12 protein-coding genes are annotated in these 16976 nt (G+C 62.5%); 8 read left to right on the top strand and 4 right to left on the bottom strand.

The window, feature by feature from the left end; translation table 11 throughout:
• Window positions 1-385 precede the first annotated feature (385 nt).
• The 3 genes from ASG77_RS15340 to ASG77_RS15320 all read left to right on the top strand — a co-directional run bounded on the left by ASG77_RS15340 (window position 386) and on the right by ASG77_RS15320 (window position 3439).
• Entirely contained in the window at window positions 386-1060 is a 675-nt protein-coding gene (locus ASG77_RS15340; RefSeq protein ID WP_056347002.1) for a hypothetical protein, read from the top strand.
• A gap of 229 nt (window positions 1061-1289) precedes the next feature.
• Entirely contained in the window at window positions 1290-1853 is a 564-nt protein-coding gene (locus tag ASG77_RS15335; protein ID WP_056347000.1) for a hypothetical protein, read from the top strand.
• A gap of 992 nt (window positions 1854-2845) precedes the next feature.
• Window positions 2846-3439, top strand: a complete 594-nt coding sequence (locus tag ASG77_RS15320) for a ribonuclease HI (RefSeq protein WP_082576076.1) — start codon at window positions 2846-2848, stop codon at window positions 3437-3439.
• Between the two features lie 67 nt (window positions 3440-3506).
• Here ASG77_RS15320 and ASG77_RS15315 read toward each other — a convergent pair whose 3' ends face one another.
• Together ASG77_RS15315 and ASG77_RS15310 are read right to left on the bottom strand one after the other, a co-directional pair.
• Window positions 3507-4694 (bottom strand): type II toxin-antitoxin system HipA family toxin, encoded by a 1188-nt coding sequence (locus ASG77_RS15315; protein ID WP_056346993.1) that lies wholly within the window; start codon window positions 4692-4694, stop codon window positions 3507-3509.
• On the bottom strand, window positions 4687-4890 hold the full coding sequence (locus ASG77_RS15310) for a helix-turn-helix transcriptional regulator (RefSeq protein ID WP_056346991.1): 204 nt from the start codon (window positions 4888-4890) through the stop codon (window positions 4687-4689). The genes ASG77_RS15315 and ASG77_RS15310 overlap by 8 nt, the downstream gene beginning before the upstream one ends.
• Window positions 4891-5091: 201 nt before the next feature.
• Here ASG77_RS15310 and ASG77_RS15305 point away from each other — a divergent pair, with 201 nt between their 5' ends.
• The 4 genes from ASG77_RS15305 to ASG77_RS15290 all read left to right on the top strand — a co-directional run bounded on the left by ASG77_RS15305 (window position 5092) and on the right by ASG77_RS15290 (window position 13660).
• Window positions 5092-6771 carry an NERD domain-containing protein gene (locus ASG77_RS15305; protein ID WP_056346988.1) on the top strand — a complete coding sequence of 560 codons (1680 nt, stop codon included), beginning with the start codon at window positions 5092-5094 and terminating at the stop codon, window positions 6769-6771.
• A gap of 16 nt (window positions 6772-6787) precedes the next feature.
• Window positions 6788-7633, top strand: coding sequence for a DUF6308 family protein (locus ASG77_RS15300; RefSeq protein ID WP_327019627.1), 846 nt, complete (start codon window positions 6788-6790; stop codon window positions 7631-7633).
• 220 nt (window positions 7634-7853) lie between these two features.
• Complete coding sequence (locus tag ASG77_RS15295; protein ID WP_056346984.1) at window positions 7854-10487, top strand: PD-(D/E)XK nuclease family protein; 2634 nt, start codon at window positions 7854-7856, stop codon at window positions 10485-10487.
• Between the two features lie 2 nt (window positions 10488-10489).
• Window positions 10490-13660, top strand: a complete 3171-nt coding sequence (locus ASG77_RS15290; protein WP_056346982.1) for a UvrD-helicase domain-containing protein — start codon at window positions 10490-10492, stop codon at window positions 13658-13660.
• A 15-nt stretch (window positions 13661-13675) separates the two neighbouring features.
• On the opposite strand, the gene ASG77_RS15285 is transcribed toward ASG77_RS15290, so the two are convergent.
• Entirely contained in the window at window positions 13676-13918 is a 243-nt protein-coding gene (locus ASG77_RS15285; RefSeq protein ID WP_056346980.1) for a hypothetical protein, read from the bottom strand.
• Window positions 13919-14318: 400 nt separating this feature from the next.
• On the opposite strand from ASG77_RS15285, the gene ASG77_RS15280 reads away from it, so the two are divergent.
• A complete protein-coding gene (locus tag ASG77_RS15280) occupies window positions 14319-15353 on the top strand; it encodes an HNH endonuclease (RefSeq protein WP_200950778.1) in 1035 nt (344 codons plus the stop codon).
• Window positions 15354-15525: 172 nt separating this feature from the next.
• Here ASG77_RS15280 and ASG77_RS15275 read toward each other — a convergent pair whose 3' ends face one another.
• Window positions 15526-16938 carry an amino acid permease gene (locus ASG77_RS15275; RefSeq protein ID WP_056346978.1) on the bottom strand — a complete coding sequence of 471 codons (1413 nt, stop codon included), beginning with the start codon at window positions 16936-16938 and terminating at the stop codon, window positions 15526-15528.
• Between the last annotated feature and the right edge of the window lie 38 nt (window positions 16939-16976).

Raw genomic sequence — 16976 nt, 5'->3', positions numbered from 1 at the left:
CGTTCACTGCACTTGACTGGGTCTGAGGAAGCACGAAGGGTCCTCTTGAAAGGGATCGGGTCGCCGCATCTCCCTGGTCACGGAACTATACGACGTCGAACTGCCCCGGGTTCTGTCCTACGTTGCGAAAGAAAAGCGGCGCCGCCTCCTGTCAAGGGCCTGACCTCATCCGGACAGACCTGCTGGTGGTGGCTGGTGAAGTTGCATCGCTTGTATACGCCGACACGTTCGGTCAGCAGCTTCAGGCTGAGACCGGCCACAGCAAAACCAGTACGCGGAGAGTTGCTCACGGCAAGAGTCTTCCTGCGGGGGCGCTTCAGCCTCGAACTATGTGAGCAAACGCGCCATGCACGGCCTGCCCCAGCCAGACCTTCATAATGACAAAGTGATCAAGTTCATCAAGATCCTCCACGACACACTTTTTGCCGCCGGCTACCTTGCCATCGCCGCGCTTGCTTCGGTCATCAGCTACTTTGGCAATCAAGCTCTGGGGCTTGGAATTCTGATAGCCGCAACCGCGCTGTTGGTTATGCTCCTCGTACTGTCGGCGGTGGTGAATCGCCGGCATAAGCGGGCGTTCGAGACAGCTCAAGCCTCCCAGGCTTCCGGCCGCACCAAAACTTACAGCGCGCATGCCTCCGAAACCTACGAGCGCGATGCCCACACCGTATGGTCACTGATCCGACCGGCTGAGAGCGCAGTTCTCCTGTCCAACGCGGTGAAGGCCTTCACAGTCCCCGGCACCCCTTCCGGGGTGGGAGAACAACAGTGCTTCATAAGCCGCGACGGCTCCGTCTCCATTATCGAAGTCATTGGCGAGGAAAGCCCTTGGTGGGCATCTACGCGTCCCATTGCCCAAAGCGAGGTGAACAGCCGCTCGACCTACCGGCTGGAACCGACGTCCTCTGGATGTACACTCACCGTTGGAACCGTCTTTGAGGTCCCGGCGAACACCGAGTTCGCCGGGAATCCAGATGAGTGGTGGGACGCCCAAATGCGGCCTTACTTGTCACGGATCAAGGAAGTACTCTCATCGGGGTCAAACCCGCAGCGTCCATAACGAAGGGAGGCGGCGGTCACGGCCGGAAGCCGCAACCAAGATCCTCAACGTCACGCGGTTTTGCCACGTCCCCGTGGAAGCCGCAGACTTGAGCTGGACCATCCGGACGTCTCCCGGACAGTTCTGTCCGCCCAACTTAGTCATATTGAATCGGCCCCTTCGGGGGTGGACCAAACTCTGCGGCCAACGGCCGCAGTTCTTACGCTGCATTAGGAAGTTGGAACGTGCCATGGAAATGCTGAGTGGTGTCAGCGTCGATACATTCAAGAATCTCGTATGGCTCGCTGCCTTTATTGTCGGCGGTTTGTTTGTCATCGGCAGCCCAGTGTCTTCTCCACTGAAAATAACCGCGAGGGCCGTTAGTGCCCTGCTTGCGGCAACGGTGTCATTCGCTGCCGCCAATCTGGCAGTGGTGTTCTATATCCTTGCGCACCTCACGGATCAGCGCTGGTCTGTCGGAAAAGATCCAAAACTGGACAGTCCCCAGCTGTCTGCCGGGCCGTTCTTCCAGCCAATCACCGATACTTTGAATGACATCCTCGGCAGCCTGACGGGAAGCCTGAACAATGCCATCGCATTGAAGAATGCATTCCTGACCATGCCGGACTTTATCATTGCGGCTGGCTGGGCTTTCCTGTTGCTGTTGCCGCTGGTGATCGTAGTTCGAATCATTGCTTGGTTCATCGAAAAAGAGCAGGTTCGGCAGATTGACCGGAATACGCGTGATCTGGCTGATATCCGCGCCCAGTTTGGACTTGCCGCCTTCAAGGACACCGCCAAGTCGCGCTCCTGACATCGGGAAGTTTGACCTCTTCGTGTCGCCATGGTGAATCAGTCCCGCCCAGCTAACGTTGGATCAGCGCAAAACCGGGGAACCGCTTCATCAATATGGGGACGGCAATGAGGTGCATTCCGGAAGAACCGGTGTTCGGCGAGGGACACCACGCGGAAAAGGCCGTCCTGGACCGCCCTGAAAAACAGCCTCCCCGATGAGTGCGTCCTGGCCCATTCCGTCCATGCCCGCGACGGCCGCAAGGACCAGACACAAAGCCAGTCCCCCGCCGAGCTCGTCCGCCATGCCATCGACAGCGAAGGCGGCGGTGCCGCTCCTCTCGGCCCCGGCCTTCCTGGAACGCATCGTCCGCCCGCCGCTTTGGGTGCTGAGTCCGCGCTCATGCGCTCGCTGGAGGATCTTGCTGCTTTTGCAGGCCCGGAATCACGCTGGCAACCAGGTACTGGAACGCCTGGCGCGCGGCAGGCGCTGCCATGATCTGCAGAAGGTCCGCTGGCACAGCGGAGATTTCCCCGGTGGCCCGGGGCCTGATGGCGGCGTCATCCTGGACTGAGACCGGCGGAGCGGTCCGGAACCTGCGGCGCGCGAGCTAAACATCGGCCCAGCCGGGAACACCTCCCGCAATAATGTCAGTGGCCGCCTATAGCCTTCCCAGTATCAGTTAGTCCGCTGCAAGGAGGCCCACATGCCGTTCCCCACTCCGCCGCCACGCCGAGTCCTTTCGGCCGCCGAAACTGTAGCCAAACGCTCCGGGCTCACCGTCCTTGTCGTGCCGCGGCGGGGCCTCGTCCTGTGGTCTGTGGCACGAACAGCCGACTCAACAGTGCTCGGAGTTCGCTCCGGCTGGATCCCCGTGGCCTCGGCGGGACCGCGCTGCGGCAAGGCCTACGCGGAGGCTGTTCGCGCAGTCACCGAAATGGATCCCGGGCGGAACGAACCCGTCTTTTCTGTAGTGGATACTGCAAGCGAACTGTTGCTGGAACTTGGGCTTCATGTTGATCCTTCCTATCCCCCCGGCGGCGGGAGTGGTGGCTACGGAAAAGGCAGTGACCGATGAACTGAAGGCGTTGTTTTGCCGTTTGGAGATCGCCACGGACGCCTCGGTGGGACACCGCACCTCCTGGGCTGGGCACGGCTGGGTATTGGATTTCGGAAAGGGACTGCCGCTCCGTCCCGGCCTGAAGGCCGTCAGCGGCGGAAGCATCCTGGAAAGCGAACTGCGTGCCATCCGGCTGGCCCTGGTTGCTGCAAAGAACGTGCACACGGGCGTCCTGGATGGAAGCTGTGCGGTCACCGTTTCCTCCGATAGCCTCACCGCCGTCACGATGCTCAACGAGGCCGGCTCCCATCGCGGACACTCAACGGTGGCCTGCCGCGACGAAGTGCAGCGGATCCTGACCCTGGCCGCATTTGCAGACGTCGAGTTCCGCTGGGTCAAAGGCCACGCGGATCATCAGCTGAACGTTCTCGCTGACCGGCTGGCCGTCATGGCCCGCAGGCACAAAGAAGCCGACCTTCCGGCAGAGGACACTTTCCGCATGGCCGTCGGCATCGTCGAGCAGGGGCACATGGACTTGGCCGCCTGACGCGAACGGCTGCACCCAAGCCGGGTGCCGCCGTCGTCCGCCGTTCCTGTTACTTCACGATTCCGGATCAGCCCGTGAGCTCGGCGCGGCGGAAGCGCAGTTCCCGCAGGGCCGCGTTCAGGGGCGATCCAGTGAAGGGCAGGGTTTCCAGATCGATGGCGGCGGCTGCCCTCAGTGCTACCTTGTTCGCAGCTGTGGCCGCCCGTTCCGGCAGCCCGATGCTGGCAGCGAAATCCTGCCAATGCCTGGCCTTGAGGTTCTTCACCCTGCCGGCGACGGTCAGAGCCATGGTGTCGTCACCGTACAGAAGCGTGCAGGGGATGTCGTAGACCGGGGCCACCGCCCAGCCGGGTTGGCCTTCCAATACCGATGCGTTCTTGGCGTGCAGGTCCCCGTTGCCGGTCAGCCAAGCGAAGACGAACTGCAGGTAGAGGTTCCTGACGGCGATAACTTTGGCTTTGCACAGCCCGGCCAGCGCCAGCACCACTTCCTCCGAGCTCACAGCGTACTTTGATGCCGGCGGGAGGTTGAGGACCTGCGCGGCGTCCTCCAGTGCCAGGCGCCGCAGCCCGTCGCCCTGAGTGCGGTCGAACCGTTCAACAAGCAGGCCGGGCAGGCCGTTCCGGTCCAGGACAACACGGTGCCTGGCAACCGGGATTTTCAGGGCTCGTGCCCCGGTGAGATGGGCTGCTTCGTTGAGAACCAGATGCGGGTGCCGGGGCGGATCCAGTTTCAGCAGGTACCGGCGATTAGCCAGAGCGAGCGGCGTGGTCAACATCGACGCGCTGGCTTTGGATTGAACGCCCGGGAGCCCGTGTGGATCCACGGCCTCAGCCAAGGCGGCAAAGTCCAGGTCCTTCGGGTGCGACGTGTCCGCCAGCGGCGGAGGCTCCACAGGCATTTCCCCGGCCGGCACCGCCTGAACGTCGCCGGGAACGTCGGCGCCGACAGCCAGAAGCAGGCTAAGCTCATCGCCCAGACTCGTCTTGACGGCGTCCTTGAGCACAGTGAGGCGGTGACCTTCGGGCAGGAGGCCTGAGAAGAAGGATGGCAGTGCACCGCTCGGGGCTTCCACCGGCTCCGCGGTGAGGGGCAGGGTGGTGGCGACAGCGCGGCCGTCTGAGGCGAGGTAGCCGGGCCTGTAGGAAAAGACGACACTGCCGCGGCCGGTCCGGTTCAGGTGCCCGGCCAAAACGCCCGTCTTGTACACGTCCGCGCTACGGACAAATTTCAGGCGCCCCAGGTCCTCAATCATCAGTAGCCCTAAGGTGCAGCCCTACCGCGTTGGCAGCCGCAGCCACCGTAACCAACGAAGGATTACCGGTCCCCGTTTCGATGGCGTGAATGGTTCGGGAAGACGTGCCGATCAGGTCCGCCAGAACCCCTTGGGTGATACCAGCGTCCCTGCGGGCGTGCCGGATCCTGGCACCTATGGCCGTCACGTCCTCCATCCGGGCACCCTTCTGAAATATATTGCTGATACGTTCGGTTCCATCGCTTACTTTGCCCCAGTTCAATGGATTCTGCAAGATATTTCCGAAACGCCGTCTCTGCTGGGTTCCTAGGTGGATAAGACGCCAACCCGGAAGGATATTACCGATTTCCTCTCCCCCGGCGCCGTAGAATCAAGCGAATCAGTCTAGGGGGCGGCAGTGAGATGCATACCGGAACAACCGGAATTCGGCGAGGGACAGCTGGCGGAAAAGGCCGTCTGGACCGCCCTGAAAAACAGTCTCCCCGATGAGTGTGTCCTAGCCCATTCCGTCCAAGTCCGCGACGGCCGCAGTGAACACGAGATCGATCTCCTGGTCCTTTGGCCTGGAGTAGGCATGGCCGCCATCGAGGTCAAAGGCGGACAGGTCAGCATCGCGGACGGGCAGTGGTACCAGTCAGACCGGTCCGCCAAGCGCAGGATCCTGAGCCCTGTGGCGCAGTCGCAAAGCTCAATGCATGCCCTCAAGAACTGGCTGGAGGACCACCTCGGGTCCCGGCTCAGCAGCCGCAGCGTCTATATGGTCAGCCTGCCTTACACGGACGTGCCAAGGGACTGGACCATGGCCGGCTGCCCCCGGCCCCTCATCCTGGACCAGACGGACACCAAGTCACCCGCCGACCTCGTCCGCCGTGCGATAGAGAACGAAGGCGGCGGCGCCTCCCCGCTGGCCCCGGCTTTCCTGGACCGCATCGCCGGCAAGCTGGGCGGAAACCTGGACACCGCCGTCGTACCTTCCACCACCGCCAAGGAGGATGAGGCAGCCCAGGACCACCTCACCGAGCGCCAGTCCGTGCTGCTGCAGGCAACCCGCTCACTCCCCCGCATCCGCTTCACGGGCGGCGCCGGCAGCGGGAAGACCTGGCTCGCCGTCGAAAAGGCCCGGATGCTCAGCAAGCAGGGCAAGCGCGTGGGCCTGTTCTGCTACAACAAGGGCCTCGGCCAATACCTCCAGGACCGCGTCGCACCCTGGCGCCAAGCCAAGCCGGTGTTCACCGGCGAATTCCACGAGTACGTTCGCGGGCTGGGAGTTCCGGACGGTTCCGGGCAAGAATACTTCGACATCGAGATGCCCCGTCTCCTGAAGGAACTGGCCGCGGGGATGGAACCGCATGAGCGGCTCGACGCCGTCGTGGTAGACGAGGCGCAGGACTTCGCGCCCCTCTGGTGGGACGCGCTGCTCGCCTGCACCACCGACCCCGATGCGGGCGAGGTGTACGCCTTCATGGATGACCGGCAGGACGTCTACCGCAGATGGGAAGGCGCGACGGCGGACCTCGCCAACGGCCCCATGGCCACCTTCGTGCCCATCCACATCGACGACAACCTCCGCAACACCCGGAAGATTGCCGAGGCGTTCAGGCCCTTCGCCGGTGAGCATTTCACGCCCCGCGGCAGTACGGGCTTGCCTGTCCGGTTTGTGGAATGCGCTACGGAGGATGCGCTCGGCGTCGCGGAGGATTGCCTGAACGCGCTGATCGACGAAGGCTGGGCGAACAACCAGATCGCCCTCCTCACCACCAAGGACCGCCACCCCATCCACTTGGACTATTTCGAGCGGGGCGCCACAGAGGAGTATTGGCGGGACTTCCATGCTAACGAGGGTGAATTCTACGGGCACGTTCTGGGGTTCAAGGGCCTTGAACGGTCAGTTGTGGTCCTCTGTGTCAACGGGTTCAAAGACATGAGCCGGGCGCCTGAGCAGCTGTACGTCGGGTTGTCTCGCGCGCGAAGCCTCTTGGTGGTGGTTGGTGATTCCGTGCTGCTGGAGGAGGCCGGCGGACGGGAACTGAAGGCGGTGCTAGGGCGGGCGCAGGCGTGGAGCCCGGCGCCGGCTTAGGACCAAAAAGCGCGGCATGAGCTTAGGCCAAGTGGCCAAGTCTCGTGGATCTAGATCGACACGAGGCTCGGTGAATCACGGCATCCCCATACGAAAGAACACGATGAGCACATACGTTCAAATGGATCTGTCCCCCGGTATGCCCGGAGGAATTGGGGTCGTACCAATACAGGACGTTGCGGCAAGAGTCGTCGGCTACTGCACGCACCCGAGGAGCGGCTGGCATACGTACGATATGCCAGGATTAGAAGCTCGGCGAGGTGGCCACTTCAAGGAAATCGCCCCTTGGTCACTGTTGTGGGCAACTGCGCTTTCTGGACGATTGTCCGCGTCAGACGTCGCACGCTTCACGCACGAATTTCGGTCTAAATTGCTGCAACGACTGACCGCGCTGTCCGCCAAGGACCTCGCCGAAATGGATGATGACGAGGTGAAAGCCCTGGCGCTCCTTTGCAGGTCCGGCTTTAGCGGCTTGTGGGCACCCAAGGTCACAAAAATGCTTGCCCTTTACAGGCCGGACGCTGTACCAGTGCTCGATGGGCACGTGGCGATGGCCATGGGCTTCAAGAGAGACGGCTTCCGTGCCGGCAAAGAACCACGCTGGGATCGAATCGAACGAACACTTTTGACACTTCGCAGCATCCTCCGCCAACAACATGGCGAACTCACCCACGTCCGTGATCAAGTCGCCCACGAGGTATCGGATATTGGCACAGTAACGGATCTGCGACTGCTGGACATTATCATCTGGACTTCCCAAGACGACCGCATTGCCCGCGCCGGGAGCCCAACCGACTTCTGGCTAAATCGTCAACCTCGTGACTACCAGCCGGGGCGTTTTGACCCACTGCCTTTGCAGTGAGTAGGTGCGCTCGGTGCGTGACGAGAACAAAACGCTGGACGACCCGGGAACCGTTGCGTGCATGCACATGTCCGCAAGATCGAAGGGCATTCGATAGAGAAGCACCACCATCGTCGCTCAGCGCCAGCGAACTTCGTCCCCAGTCGAACGACAGGACTCAATTGTCAGACACTGGCGTTAGCGTGATAGAAACGACCACCAGTCAAAGCATGGGGGATAAATGAAGATCGAGTTCGGATGGCACCTAGACCGCGCACCGTGGGCCTACACGCAGCCGGGGCTCAACCGGATCCGCGTGGGCCGGAAGAACTTCACCGCCCTGCTGCAGACACGACTGGGCATAACGCGGCCGGACACCGGCCATGCCGAACGTGTCAGCCAATACCTGGAACGTCTCCAATCAATCGACTCCCCCGACGCATGGTTCCACAAGTCCTTCCAGGTTGACCCGTGGTCCACCGCCCAGGAACTGCTCGCCGCCCGCGACGACGCCGTCGCCAATGGCTGGAACGGTCTGCTCCCCGCCGAGCAGGCAGACTCAGAACCACTGTCCCCGTTGCTGCGGACTCTTGAAGCGGCGGAAAAGGCGCCCGGACGCCTTGCGCCATCTTTGGCAGATGACATCGCCGAGCTGCTGACCGCGCTTGACTCGCCACTGCCGCTGGGAATCGACGAGCTCATCCTTCAGCACCCGGAGCATAGTTTTCCGCAGATCTGGCAGGTCATCATCGGAAAGCTCCGCAGCCGCGGCGTCAGGATCAGCGAATCCTTCTCTGCCGCCACGCCTCCCAAGCTCACGATCCTGACAGCGGAAACAGAATGGAACGCTGCGGAAGCAGCCGCCAGGTGGCTCGCATCGGGTGAAAACGCCAGCACCGCCGTCGTCTGTTCCGACAGCAGCGCACTGCTGGACAGCTATCTCTCCGGCCATGGGCTGCCAGCGGTCGGCGTGGGTGCCCCCTCGGTGTGGCGGCCCCAGGACCAGTTGATTCCGCTGTTTTTCGAAGTCATCTGGTCACCAGTGAACGTACAGCTTCTCTCCGAATTGCTCAGCCTTCCCGGTTCACCGATCCGCAGAGGCGCCGCGCGGCATCTTCTGGGCGCACTCAAAGCCGAGCCCGGAATCGGCGGCGACGCCTGGGCCGCGGCAATTGCAGACATCGAAGGCGACGAAAAGCTCGGCCCGGATGTTGCAGGCGTCCTGGACAACGTCTTCAACACGGGCCTCCTCGTTGAAGAAGAAAATGTCAGCGGCAACCATCTGGCCGAAAGGGCGGAATGGCTGGCAGCCCGGCTGCGTGCACGCGTATCTATGGACGCAACCGCCGCGGCCACGGCGTCGCTGCTGCAACGGATACTTGCACTGATCAAACATCTGCCCCGCGTGTCCCGCCGGGACCTGCGGCGGATCATCGCCGCGGTGATCACTCCGTCCGCCGGGTCCCTGGTCTCAGCGGAAGCATCACCTTGGCTGCGGCTCGGCCATTTGGCTGAGCTGACCGATGACGTCGACCAAGTCCTCTGGTGGGGATTCCAGGGCGCCAGCGCGCTGCACCACCGCCGGTGGGACGCCCACGACGTTGCGGCGCTCGCCCGGGTGGGTGTTCTGCTTCCGGCCCCCGAAGAACTGAGCGCTCTCGAGGTTAGGCAGACGCTTGCTGGTTCTACCCGGACCAGAAACCTGGTTCTCGTCCAGATCCAGCAGCGCGACGGAGAACGCGTGGCGGGCAACCCGCTTCTGGAGGCACTCGTTGCCGCACAGTCCAACGGGCAGGCGGAAACCGTTGCAGCCCGGTTGGCCGCGCTGACTGTTGTACCCGAACAGCTGATCGGAGGCAAAGGCCGTTGGTCACTGGCCGGCCGCCAGGCACAGCTCGCCCCCGTTGCTCAACACCGGCCCCTGGCACCACGTCCAGTCCACGAAGTGGCTCCGAACCCGATGCTCATCCCGAAACGCATCTCCTACACCCAGCTGTCCACCCTGCTCGGCTGTTCATTCGCGTGGGCGCTCAAACACAAAGCACACCTCAAGGCGCCCGACGCCGCCGGTGTGCCGGCCGGCAACCAGATGCTTGGCATCTTTGCCCACAAGGTCGTCGAGGTCCTGCACGGCGAACTCCGGCCGCTGCACCGCTCGGTTCCGGAAGCAGCCGAGGTGAGTGCCGTCGTCGGCCGTCTCTTGCCCCAACTGGCATCCGAGCTGCTCCTGCCTGGCCAGCTGCACCGGCTTGCCGGTGTCCGCGCCACCATCGAAGCCACTGTCATGATGTTCTTCCAGCAGCTGCAGCGCGGCGGAGTGGTGCTCCAGGAGATGGAGAAGGAGTTCGGTAAGGACCTGACGCTCACAGTGGCGGGATCCGGTCTCACAGTGTCAGTCGAGGGCCGTGCCGACGCCGTGGGCATCGATGCGCACGGCCGTACAACCGTCGTCGACCTCAAGTGGAGCAACACGGAAAGGTATCTCCGCGAGGACGTTCAGCGGGGTGAAGCACTCCAGCTCGCGCTCTACCAATGGGCTCTCAACGACGGGGACGTGCCGCCGGATTTTCCGGCCGCATATTTCCTGCTGAAACAGGGAACATTCGCGTCCGCCCATCCTGAGTTCGGCGCCGCCCTGCAACCTGCGCAGGACACGCCTGAGCTCTGGCGCCGTGCAGTACGTGCCGTGGAATTCACGGTAGAGGAAGTCCTAGCCGGCCGCATCACTGCCGCACAGCCAGCCGAGGACGCCTTGGTCGACGGTGAGCCAGGTGCTGCCGGGTTGGCTGCGGAGAATGAGCGGCTGCACCGGAAGCCGAACTGCCGGTACTGCCATTTTGGAACTTTGTGCGGACTCAAAGGGGACTACTCGTGAACATGCTGGAAAACGTCACTATGGTCTCGGCAAGCGCCGGCACAGGGAAGACCTATACGCTGACGGGCAAGATCGTGGAGCAGATCGCAGCCGGGCTGCCTGCCGGGGCCATCATGGCCACCACGTTCACCAAGAAAGCGGCAGGCGAGCTGCGCGAGCGCATCGCCGCCCGCCTTTTGGAACAAGCTGAGGTGACGGACGACGCCGACGCTGCCGCCGCCCTTCGGCTCGCCTCCCAGCAGCTCCCGGTGAACCTCATCGGAACGGTCAACAGCGTCTGCGGGCAGCTGCTCCAGGATCACGCCATTGACGCGGGCCTGTCCCCTGCCCTCGAGGTCATCGGAGAGGAGCAGCTTGCCGGCATCTTTAACCTCGCCACGGACGAAATCCTGGCCGAGCACGCTCCGGCGATTCTGCCCATCGCACACCGCATGGGCACGGACGACGCTGGCGCTCGGGATGCCAAAACCTGGCAGGAGATGGTCCGCTCTGTCGTGGACGCCGCCCGAACCAACCTGCTGGATGCGGAGGAGCTTGCGGACTGCGCGGAGCGTTCCTGGACCGGGTTGCGTGAGCTCCTCGACACGCCCGGCACTGACGACCGGGCGAGCTGGCTGCGGGACCTGCATCTCGGTGGCATGGAGTTCCGAGAAATGGTCAGAAGCGGTACCGGCACTGATGGGAAGAAAGCCCTCACAGATACGGCGAAGTTCCGGGAGCAGTGCCCCAAGGTCCTGCCGAAGATAGATCAAGCGCAAACCGCGGAAGATACGCCTTGGGAGATATGGCGCGGGTTCATCGCCTCTGCTCCTGCGGCTCCGATTAAGGACATTTTTTGGGACCTCCGGCAGCGTATTCATGCTGGCCTACTCTCCAACCCCGCTTTCCATCACGACCTTGAGCAGTACATCCGGCGGATCTTCGCGTGCGCCGCGGATTGCCTCGATGCCTACTCCGAGTTCAAACGGCTCCATGGCCTCATGGACTTTGTTGACCAGGAGACCCTTGTCCTGAAACTTGCGCGTGACAACGAGGCGTTCCGGCGTTCGTTTCCCGGGCGCGTCCAGTTCCTTGTGGTCGACGAGTTCCAGGACACCAGCCCCCTCCAGCTGGAACTCTTCCTGCAGCTCAGCGGTCTCGTAGAGGAGGCCGTCTGGGTGGGCGACCCCAAGCAGGCCATCTATGAGTTCCGTGGCACTGACCCTGAACTCATGGAAGCCGTGGTTGCCAAGGTCAGCCAGCGGGAGCAGTTGTCTGAAACCTGGCGCTCACACCAGGCTGTGGTGGACCTCAGCAACGCCGTGTTCGAGCCGGTGTTTGAACCGCACGGCATGCCACCAGAAACTGTCCATCTGGAACTCCCTAATGCGCACGCGGAGTGGTCCCCGGGCACGCTCGAGGCCTGGACCCGGCCACAGTCGAACGATGCCGAGCGGCTCAAGGCAACCGCGGCTGGCGTGGCGTCCCTGCTAGGACGGCGGCCCGAGCTGCGGGCCGGCGATGTGGCCATCCTGGCCAGATCCAACAAGGATGTGGAATCCCTTTCCACGGCACTCGACGCGCTGGGAATCCGTGCCAGCCGCAACCCCCGTAAGCTGTCTGCCGCGCGGGAGGTGCAGCTCGCGCGGGCAGGCATGGCCTTTATCGCTGACGGCTATGACACTGTGGCGTTGACCGAGCTCGTGGCACTGCATCCCGGCCACTCGGCCCACGCAACATGGCAACAGCAGCTCCTCGAAGCCCCGGATGCCGCCGTCGTGCTCGAGTCGTGGAATGCTGACCCGTTGGTGACCGCACTCGATGGCCTCCGTGAACGCGCGGCCATGGCTACTCCTACAGAAGTCTTCGAGGCAGTGACCGGCGTTCTTGGGCTGCCCCGGCTCATCGCCAGCTGGTCTTCGCCGGCTACCCGGTTTAGGAATCTCGACGCCGCCCGTGGAGCGATCCACACTTATTACGAGCGGTGCCTGGCGCTCCGCTCCCCTGCGACCTTGCGCGGCTTCCTCGCCTTCTTCGACAGTGAGGAGCAGCAGTCGGCCGAGAATGCCGGGGACGACATCGTAAACGTCCTCACGTACCACAAGGCCAAAGGGCTCGAATGGCCCGTGGTAGTCATGGAAGGGCTGGACAAGGACCTGCGGCTCGCAGCATTCGGGGCCGCAGTGGAGCAGGACGGCACCTTCGATTTAGCGCAACCGCTAGCCGGCCGCTGGATCCGATTCTGGCCGACCCCCTTCCCGTATGGCGGATCCCCCCTGGACACGAAGGGCAAGAACAGCGAGGTTGCGGAGCGGGCGCAGGAACGCGACCGCCGCAACATGTCACGGCTCATGTATGTGGGCATGACCCGGGCAGTAGAGACCACTGTGCTGACCGCAAAGAACGGCAAACCGGAACTGCTGAACAACTTGGGTGTTGCCGGCCTTGTGTCCTGGTCGAAAGAAGACGAGAACAGCACCGAAGGGATTATTCAGGTAGACGATGGCGAAGGTTTTCCCGCGTTTGTTGAGGAGCTGGAGCCTTTCGATGCTGTACAGACAGCTGCAGTTTGGACTCCGCGGTTTGCAGACGCGCTATCAACCCGTTCCGGCGCTGCGGCATTGCCAGCCCGCTTCGCCGCCTCGTCCGTGGACTCTACCGGGCACGATGCCGCGGTCGCCGCTGTGGCCGAGCTGGGTTCACGGCTTGCGGATCATGGCTCCGATGACTGGGGTGCGGTCGGCAGTGCGGTGCATGCCTATCTGGGAACGCAGTTCTCCGCGCTCAGCGCGCCCGAGCGGCGGGATCTGGCAGAGCGGATCGTTGCGCGGTGGCAGGTCGCGGGAACCGTTGACCCTTCGTTACTTATCACGTCTGGGGACAGGTTCGAAGCCTATCTGGACATCGAATTTCCAGAATGGGTCCGGCACAAGGAAGCGGCCATCGGCTGGCGGCCAGACCATCAGGTCATGGAAGGCTGGATCGATCTGTTGCTGGAGAGTTCCGACGGATTTGTCCTGGTGGACCACAAGACGTACCCGGGAAATGATCCCGCGGGTCACGTTCGCGAGAAGTACCTAGGCCAGATGGCTGCGTACCGGAACGCGGTCCTCGCCGCGACGGGCAAGCCGGTCTTGCGGACCCTCATCCATTTCCCGGCTCTTGGCCGGGTCTACGAGATCAGCGAGTTCTAAGACAGCCGAGTCTTGCTACCACCAGCGATGGTGGCACTCGGGATTCTGGCATGCCCACTTCGGCACGCCCGTTTCAACCTTGCCAGTAGCGGGGTAGATTCTGAGTTCCTCCATCATGACGCAGCCGGCGAACTCCGCCTTTGAATACTCCTCCCGGGTGTCGGGCATGACCATTCCATAGATGACGCGCCAGGCTTCATGCCCGCACACCGGGCACTTCCTCGTCGCGGTACTCGTTGTCTTGCCGTCTTTAGTCATGCAAGCAACCTAGTCCTGGCCACGGACATTCCTGGCAGTTACAAAAATTTCTTAGCGCTAAGCGCTTTTTGTAGGCCGTGAACAGCAACGAGCACCCGGAACGGATCGCGCCAGTGAGCAAGTCCGAGGATGGCAGACACGCAATTGAATCCCGACCCGGTCCATCCGAGTGTCACAGCCGCAACCTAGCTTCATCCAAGGAAGCGGGACACCTCAAGCCGGACGGACAGGTCAGCGGCGACAGGAATGCAGGCGTTATGTTCCTCATCCTGCCATGCTTGCAGAGCGGCCATCTCGTGAAGAGATAGGAACGTATAGTCATCGGTCCCGTGATGTCTCCGAGTGGTCTCTTGGAGTGCCGCGTCAAAGTCCGTTTGGGAGAGTGGCCAACGCTATTCTCATGTTTGAATCATCTCGAGGGGAGACACCGTTGCCGTATGTAGTCGCTTTCGGAATCGTGATTGTCGTGTTGGCGCTCATGGTTTCGTTCTGGTATATCGTCCTACCAATTGCACTAGTGGCTTTGGCGGGCGTGATGTTGCCCCGCCTGATACGGCATGTTCGTAAGAACCGCTACTTCGCCAGTGAAGGTTTTCTGGCGCAGAAAGCTGAGATCGCTTCGGTCGTCGATGAGCACAATGAAATTGCTGAGTACACCTCTGAGATTCGTGGCCGTGGAACGTTTCAGCTTGGCATAGCGGCCACAGGTGCTCACGCGCACCTGGCGTCGTTTGAGAATACGAGCAATCACAACTACCGCCGTGACCGCAACGTAGCTAACTACCAGGGGCAGAATGTGCATAACTGCTCACTGCAAGTTGTAAGCAAGGCTAGCGCCGATCCCATCAAGTATCTGATGAAGTACTTCAACATCAAGGCGGACGAGGCAAACCTTCCTGACGTAGAAAATCTTGGCGAGGAGATCGCCCGCCTCGAAGATGCGGTCAATAATTTACATCAGCGCGAGGCGAGCATTACTGCGTCATTCGACCCTCCTGCCTTCATCTTGAAGCACTACGCCGAGGAGTTCATGGAGCACGCCGGAATCGAACTCTCGCCCATCAGCGTTCCGTACCCTGAATATGCATTCGAATATGTAAGCGCTGGTGGGAACAGCTCGCAGCGAACGACCGTCACCTTGAATACCGAGACGATTGACGCGCTCGCCGAGACTCTTTTGCAGAAGATCCGATTTAACCGAAGCGCGGCCGGACAGCGAGCTCTTATGACTGCGAAGCTCCGCCAGTTCATCAAGACGCGAGACCGCCACACGTGCCGATACTGCTCAGTGTCGATCGCTGCGGAGCCCCATCTCCTTCTTGAAGTGGACCATGTTGTTCCGGTCTCGAAGGGCGGGGTGTCAACGCCCGAGAACCTGCAGACCCTTTGCTGGCGATGCAACAGGACCAAATCGAACAAGATCGTGCCCGTTTGAGAGCAGTGTCAATGCATTCCAGAAATCACGCCTCACGGAGAACGACAGCGGGAGCAGCCGGCGCAGCCACCCCGTCGCCGTGAAAGCAGCATGCAGAGCGGAGGGCGCGCCCGGCCAAAGCCGGACGCGCCCTCCCTGCACCGAACCCGCGGAGTGGGTTTACAGCGCCCATTCAGTCGATGAGCACCGGCTGCTTGGCTTCGTCCGAAGATTCAACGCGACCAGAAACCTTGCCCGAACGGTGATGAAGCCAGTTGGCCACCGCCAGAAGCGCAACGAGTCCGAAGGTGCTCAGGAGCTGGGGGCGTGAATCCTCGCCGATGAAGCCCACCGTGAAGATCGCCGCGAGAATGAGCAGGCCAAAGCAAGTGAGCCACGGGAAGCCGGGCATCCGCAGGGGAAGCGCCGTTCCCTCGCGGTCGGCCCGGAGGCGCAGCGCGAGCTGGGCCAGGAGCGCGGACGTCCATACCAGCAGACAGGTCGAACCCACAATGTTGAGCAGGACGGGAAGCACCTTCTCAGGGAAAGCCAACTCCAGCACAACCGTAACAACGCCGAAAGCAACGCTGGCCAGGACTGCGACAACCGGGACACGGGCCTTGGACACGGAAGCAAGCAGGCGCGGCGCTTCGCCCCGCTCAGCGAGGGAGAATGCCATCCGTGAGGCGCCATAGAGGTTGGCGTTGAGGGCGGAGAGCAGCGCTGCCACGGCCACCAGGGTGATGGCAGTCGCTGCGCCGGGCATGCCGGCGGCGTCCAGCACGGCGGCGAACGGGCTCTTCAACCCCGCCGATCCCACGGGAACAACAGCCGCGATGATGAAGATCGCACCGATATAGAAGATGAGGATGCGCCACAGCACCGTCCGGACTGCCGTCTTCACACTGCGGGCAGGCTCCGCGGTCTCAGCTGCCGCCACAGACACGATCTCGGTGCCGCCGAACGCGAACGCCACGACGAACAGTGCCGTTGCAATGCCGGCGAAACCACTGGGTGCGAATCCGGCACCGGTGAAGTTGGACAGGCCCGGCGACTGCACGCCCGGCAGCCAGCCGAAGAGCAGCGCAGCGCCCACCAGGAGGAACCCGACGATGGCTACCACCTTGAGCAGTGCGAACCAGAACTCGAACTCGCCGAAGTTCTTCACGCTGGTGAGGTTCACTGCGGTGAGCACCACGATGAACACGAAGGCCATCAGCCACACCGGCAGGGCCGGGAAGATGGTGGCCAGCAGGCCTGCCGCGCCGAGCGCCTCGGCCGCGATCACCACCACGAGCTGCAGCCACCAGAGCCAGCCCACGGTGGCGCCGGCCACCGGCCCGTAGGCCTTTGCGGTGTAGACGGAGAAGGCGCCGCTGTCCGGATTGGCGGCGGCCATCTCGCCGAGGGCCCACATCACCAGGATGATGAGGGTGCCGGCCACGAGGTAGGAGATCAGTACGGCCGGGCCGGCGGCCTGGATGCCGGCGCCGGAGCCGATGAAGAGGCCCGCGCCGATGGCGCTTCCGAGCCCCATCATGGTGAGCTGACGGGGTTTGAGTGCGGCGCCGAGGGCGCGGCCAGACGTCTTTGTCTGTTGTTCCATGGGGAGTCCTCTGGTTGTAGGTGGAACGGGTTGGGGTT

Source organism: Arthrobacter sp. Soil762, from assembly GCF_001428335.1.
Classification (GTDB): domain Bacteria; phylum Actinomycetota; class Actinomycetes; order Actinomycetales; family Micrococcaceae; genus Arthrobacter.
Note: the sequence above shows the minus strand (reverse complement) of the source record. Positions and strands in the feature narration are given on the sequence as shown.

Bases quoted from the DNA above. Each gene is read 5' to 3' on its own strand.
- ASG77_RS15335 (WP_056347000.1), top strand. From the start codon at position 1,290: ATGGAAATGCTGAGTGGTGTCAGCGTCGATACATTCAAGAATCTCGTA.
- ASG77_RS15320 (WP_082576076.1), top strand. From the start codon at position 2,846: ATGTTGATCCTTCCTATCCCCCCGGCGGCGGGAGTGGTGGCTACGGAA.
- ASG77_RS15315 (WP_056346993.1), bottom strand. From the start codon at position 4,694: ATGATTGAGGACCTGGGGCGCCTGAAATTTGTCCGTAGCGCGGACGTG.
- ASG77_RS15310 (WP_056346991.1), bottom strand. From the start codon at position 4,890: ATGGAGGACGTGACGGCCATAGGTGCCAGGATCCGGCACGCCCGCAGG.
- ASG77_RS15300 (WP_327019627.1), top strand. From the start codon at position 6,788: ATGAGCTTAGGCCAAGTGGCCAAGTCTCGTGGATCTAGATCGACACGA.
- ASG77_RS15295 (WP_056346984.1), top strand. From the start codon at position 7,854: ATGAAGATCGAGTTCGGATGGCACCTAGACCGCGCACCGTGGGCCTAC.
- ASG77_RS15290 (WP_056346982.1), top strand. From the start codon at position 10,490: ATGCTGGAAAACGTCACTATGGTCTCGGCAAGCGCCGGCACAGGGAAG.
- ASG77_RS15285 (WP_056346980.1), bottom strand. From the start codon at position 13,918: ATGACTAAAGACGGCAAGACAACGAGTACCGCGACGAGGAAGTGCCCG.
- ASG77_RS15280 (WP_200950778.1), top strand. From the start codon at position 14,319: ATGTTTGAATCATCTCGAGGGGAGACACCGTTGCCGTATGTAGTCGCT.
- ASG77_RS15275 (WP_056346978.1), bottom strand. From the start codon at position 16,938: ATGGAACAACAGACAAAGACGTCTGGCCGCGCCCTCGGCGCCGCACTC.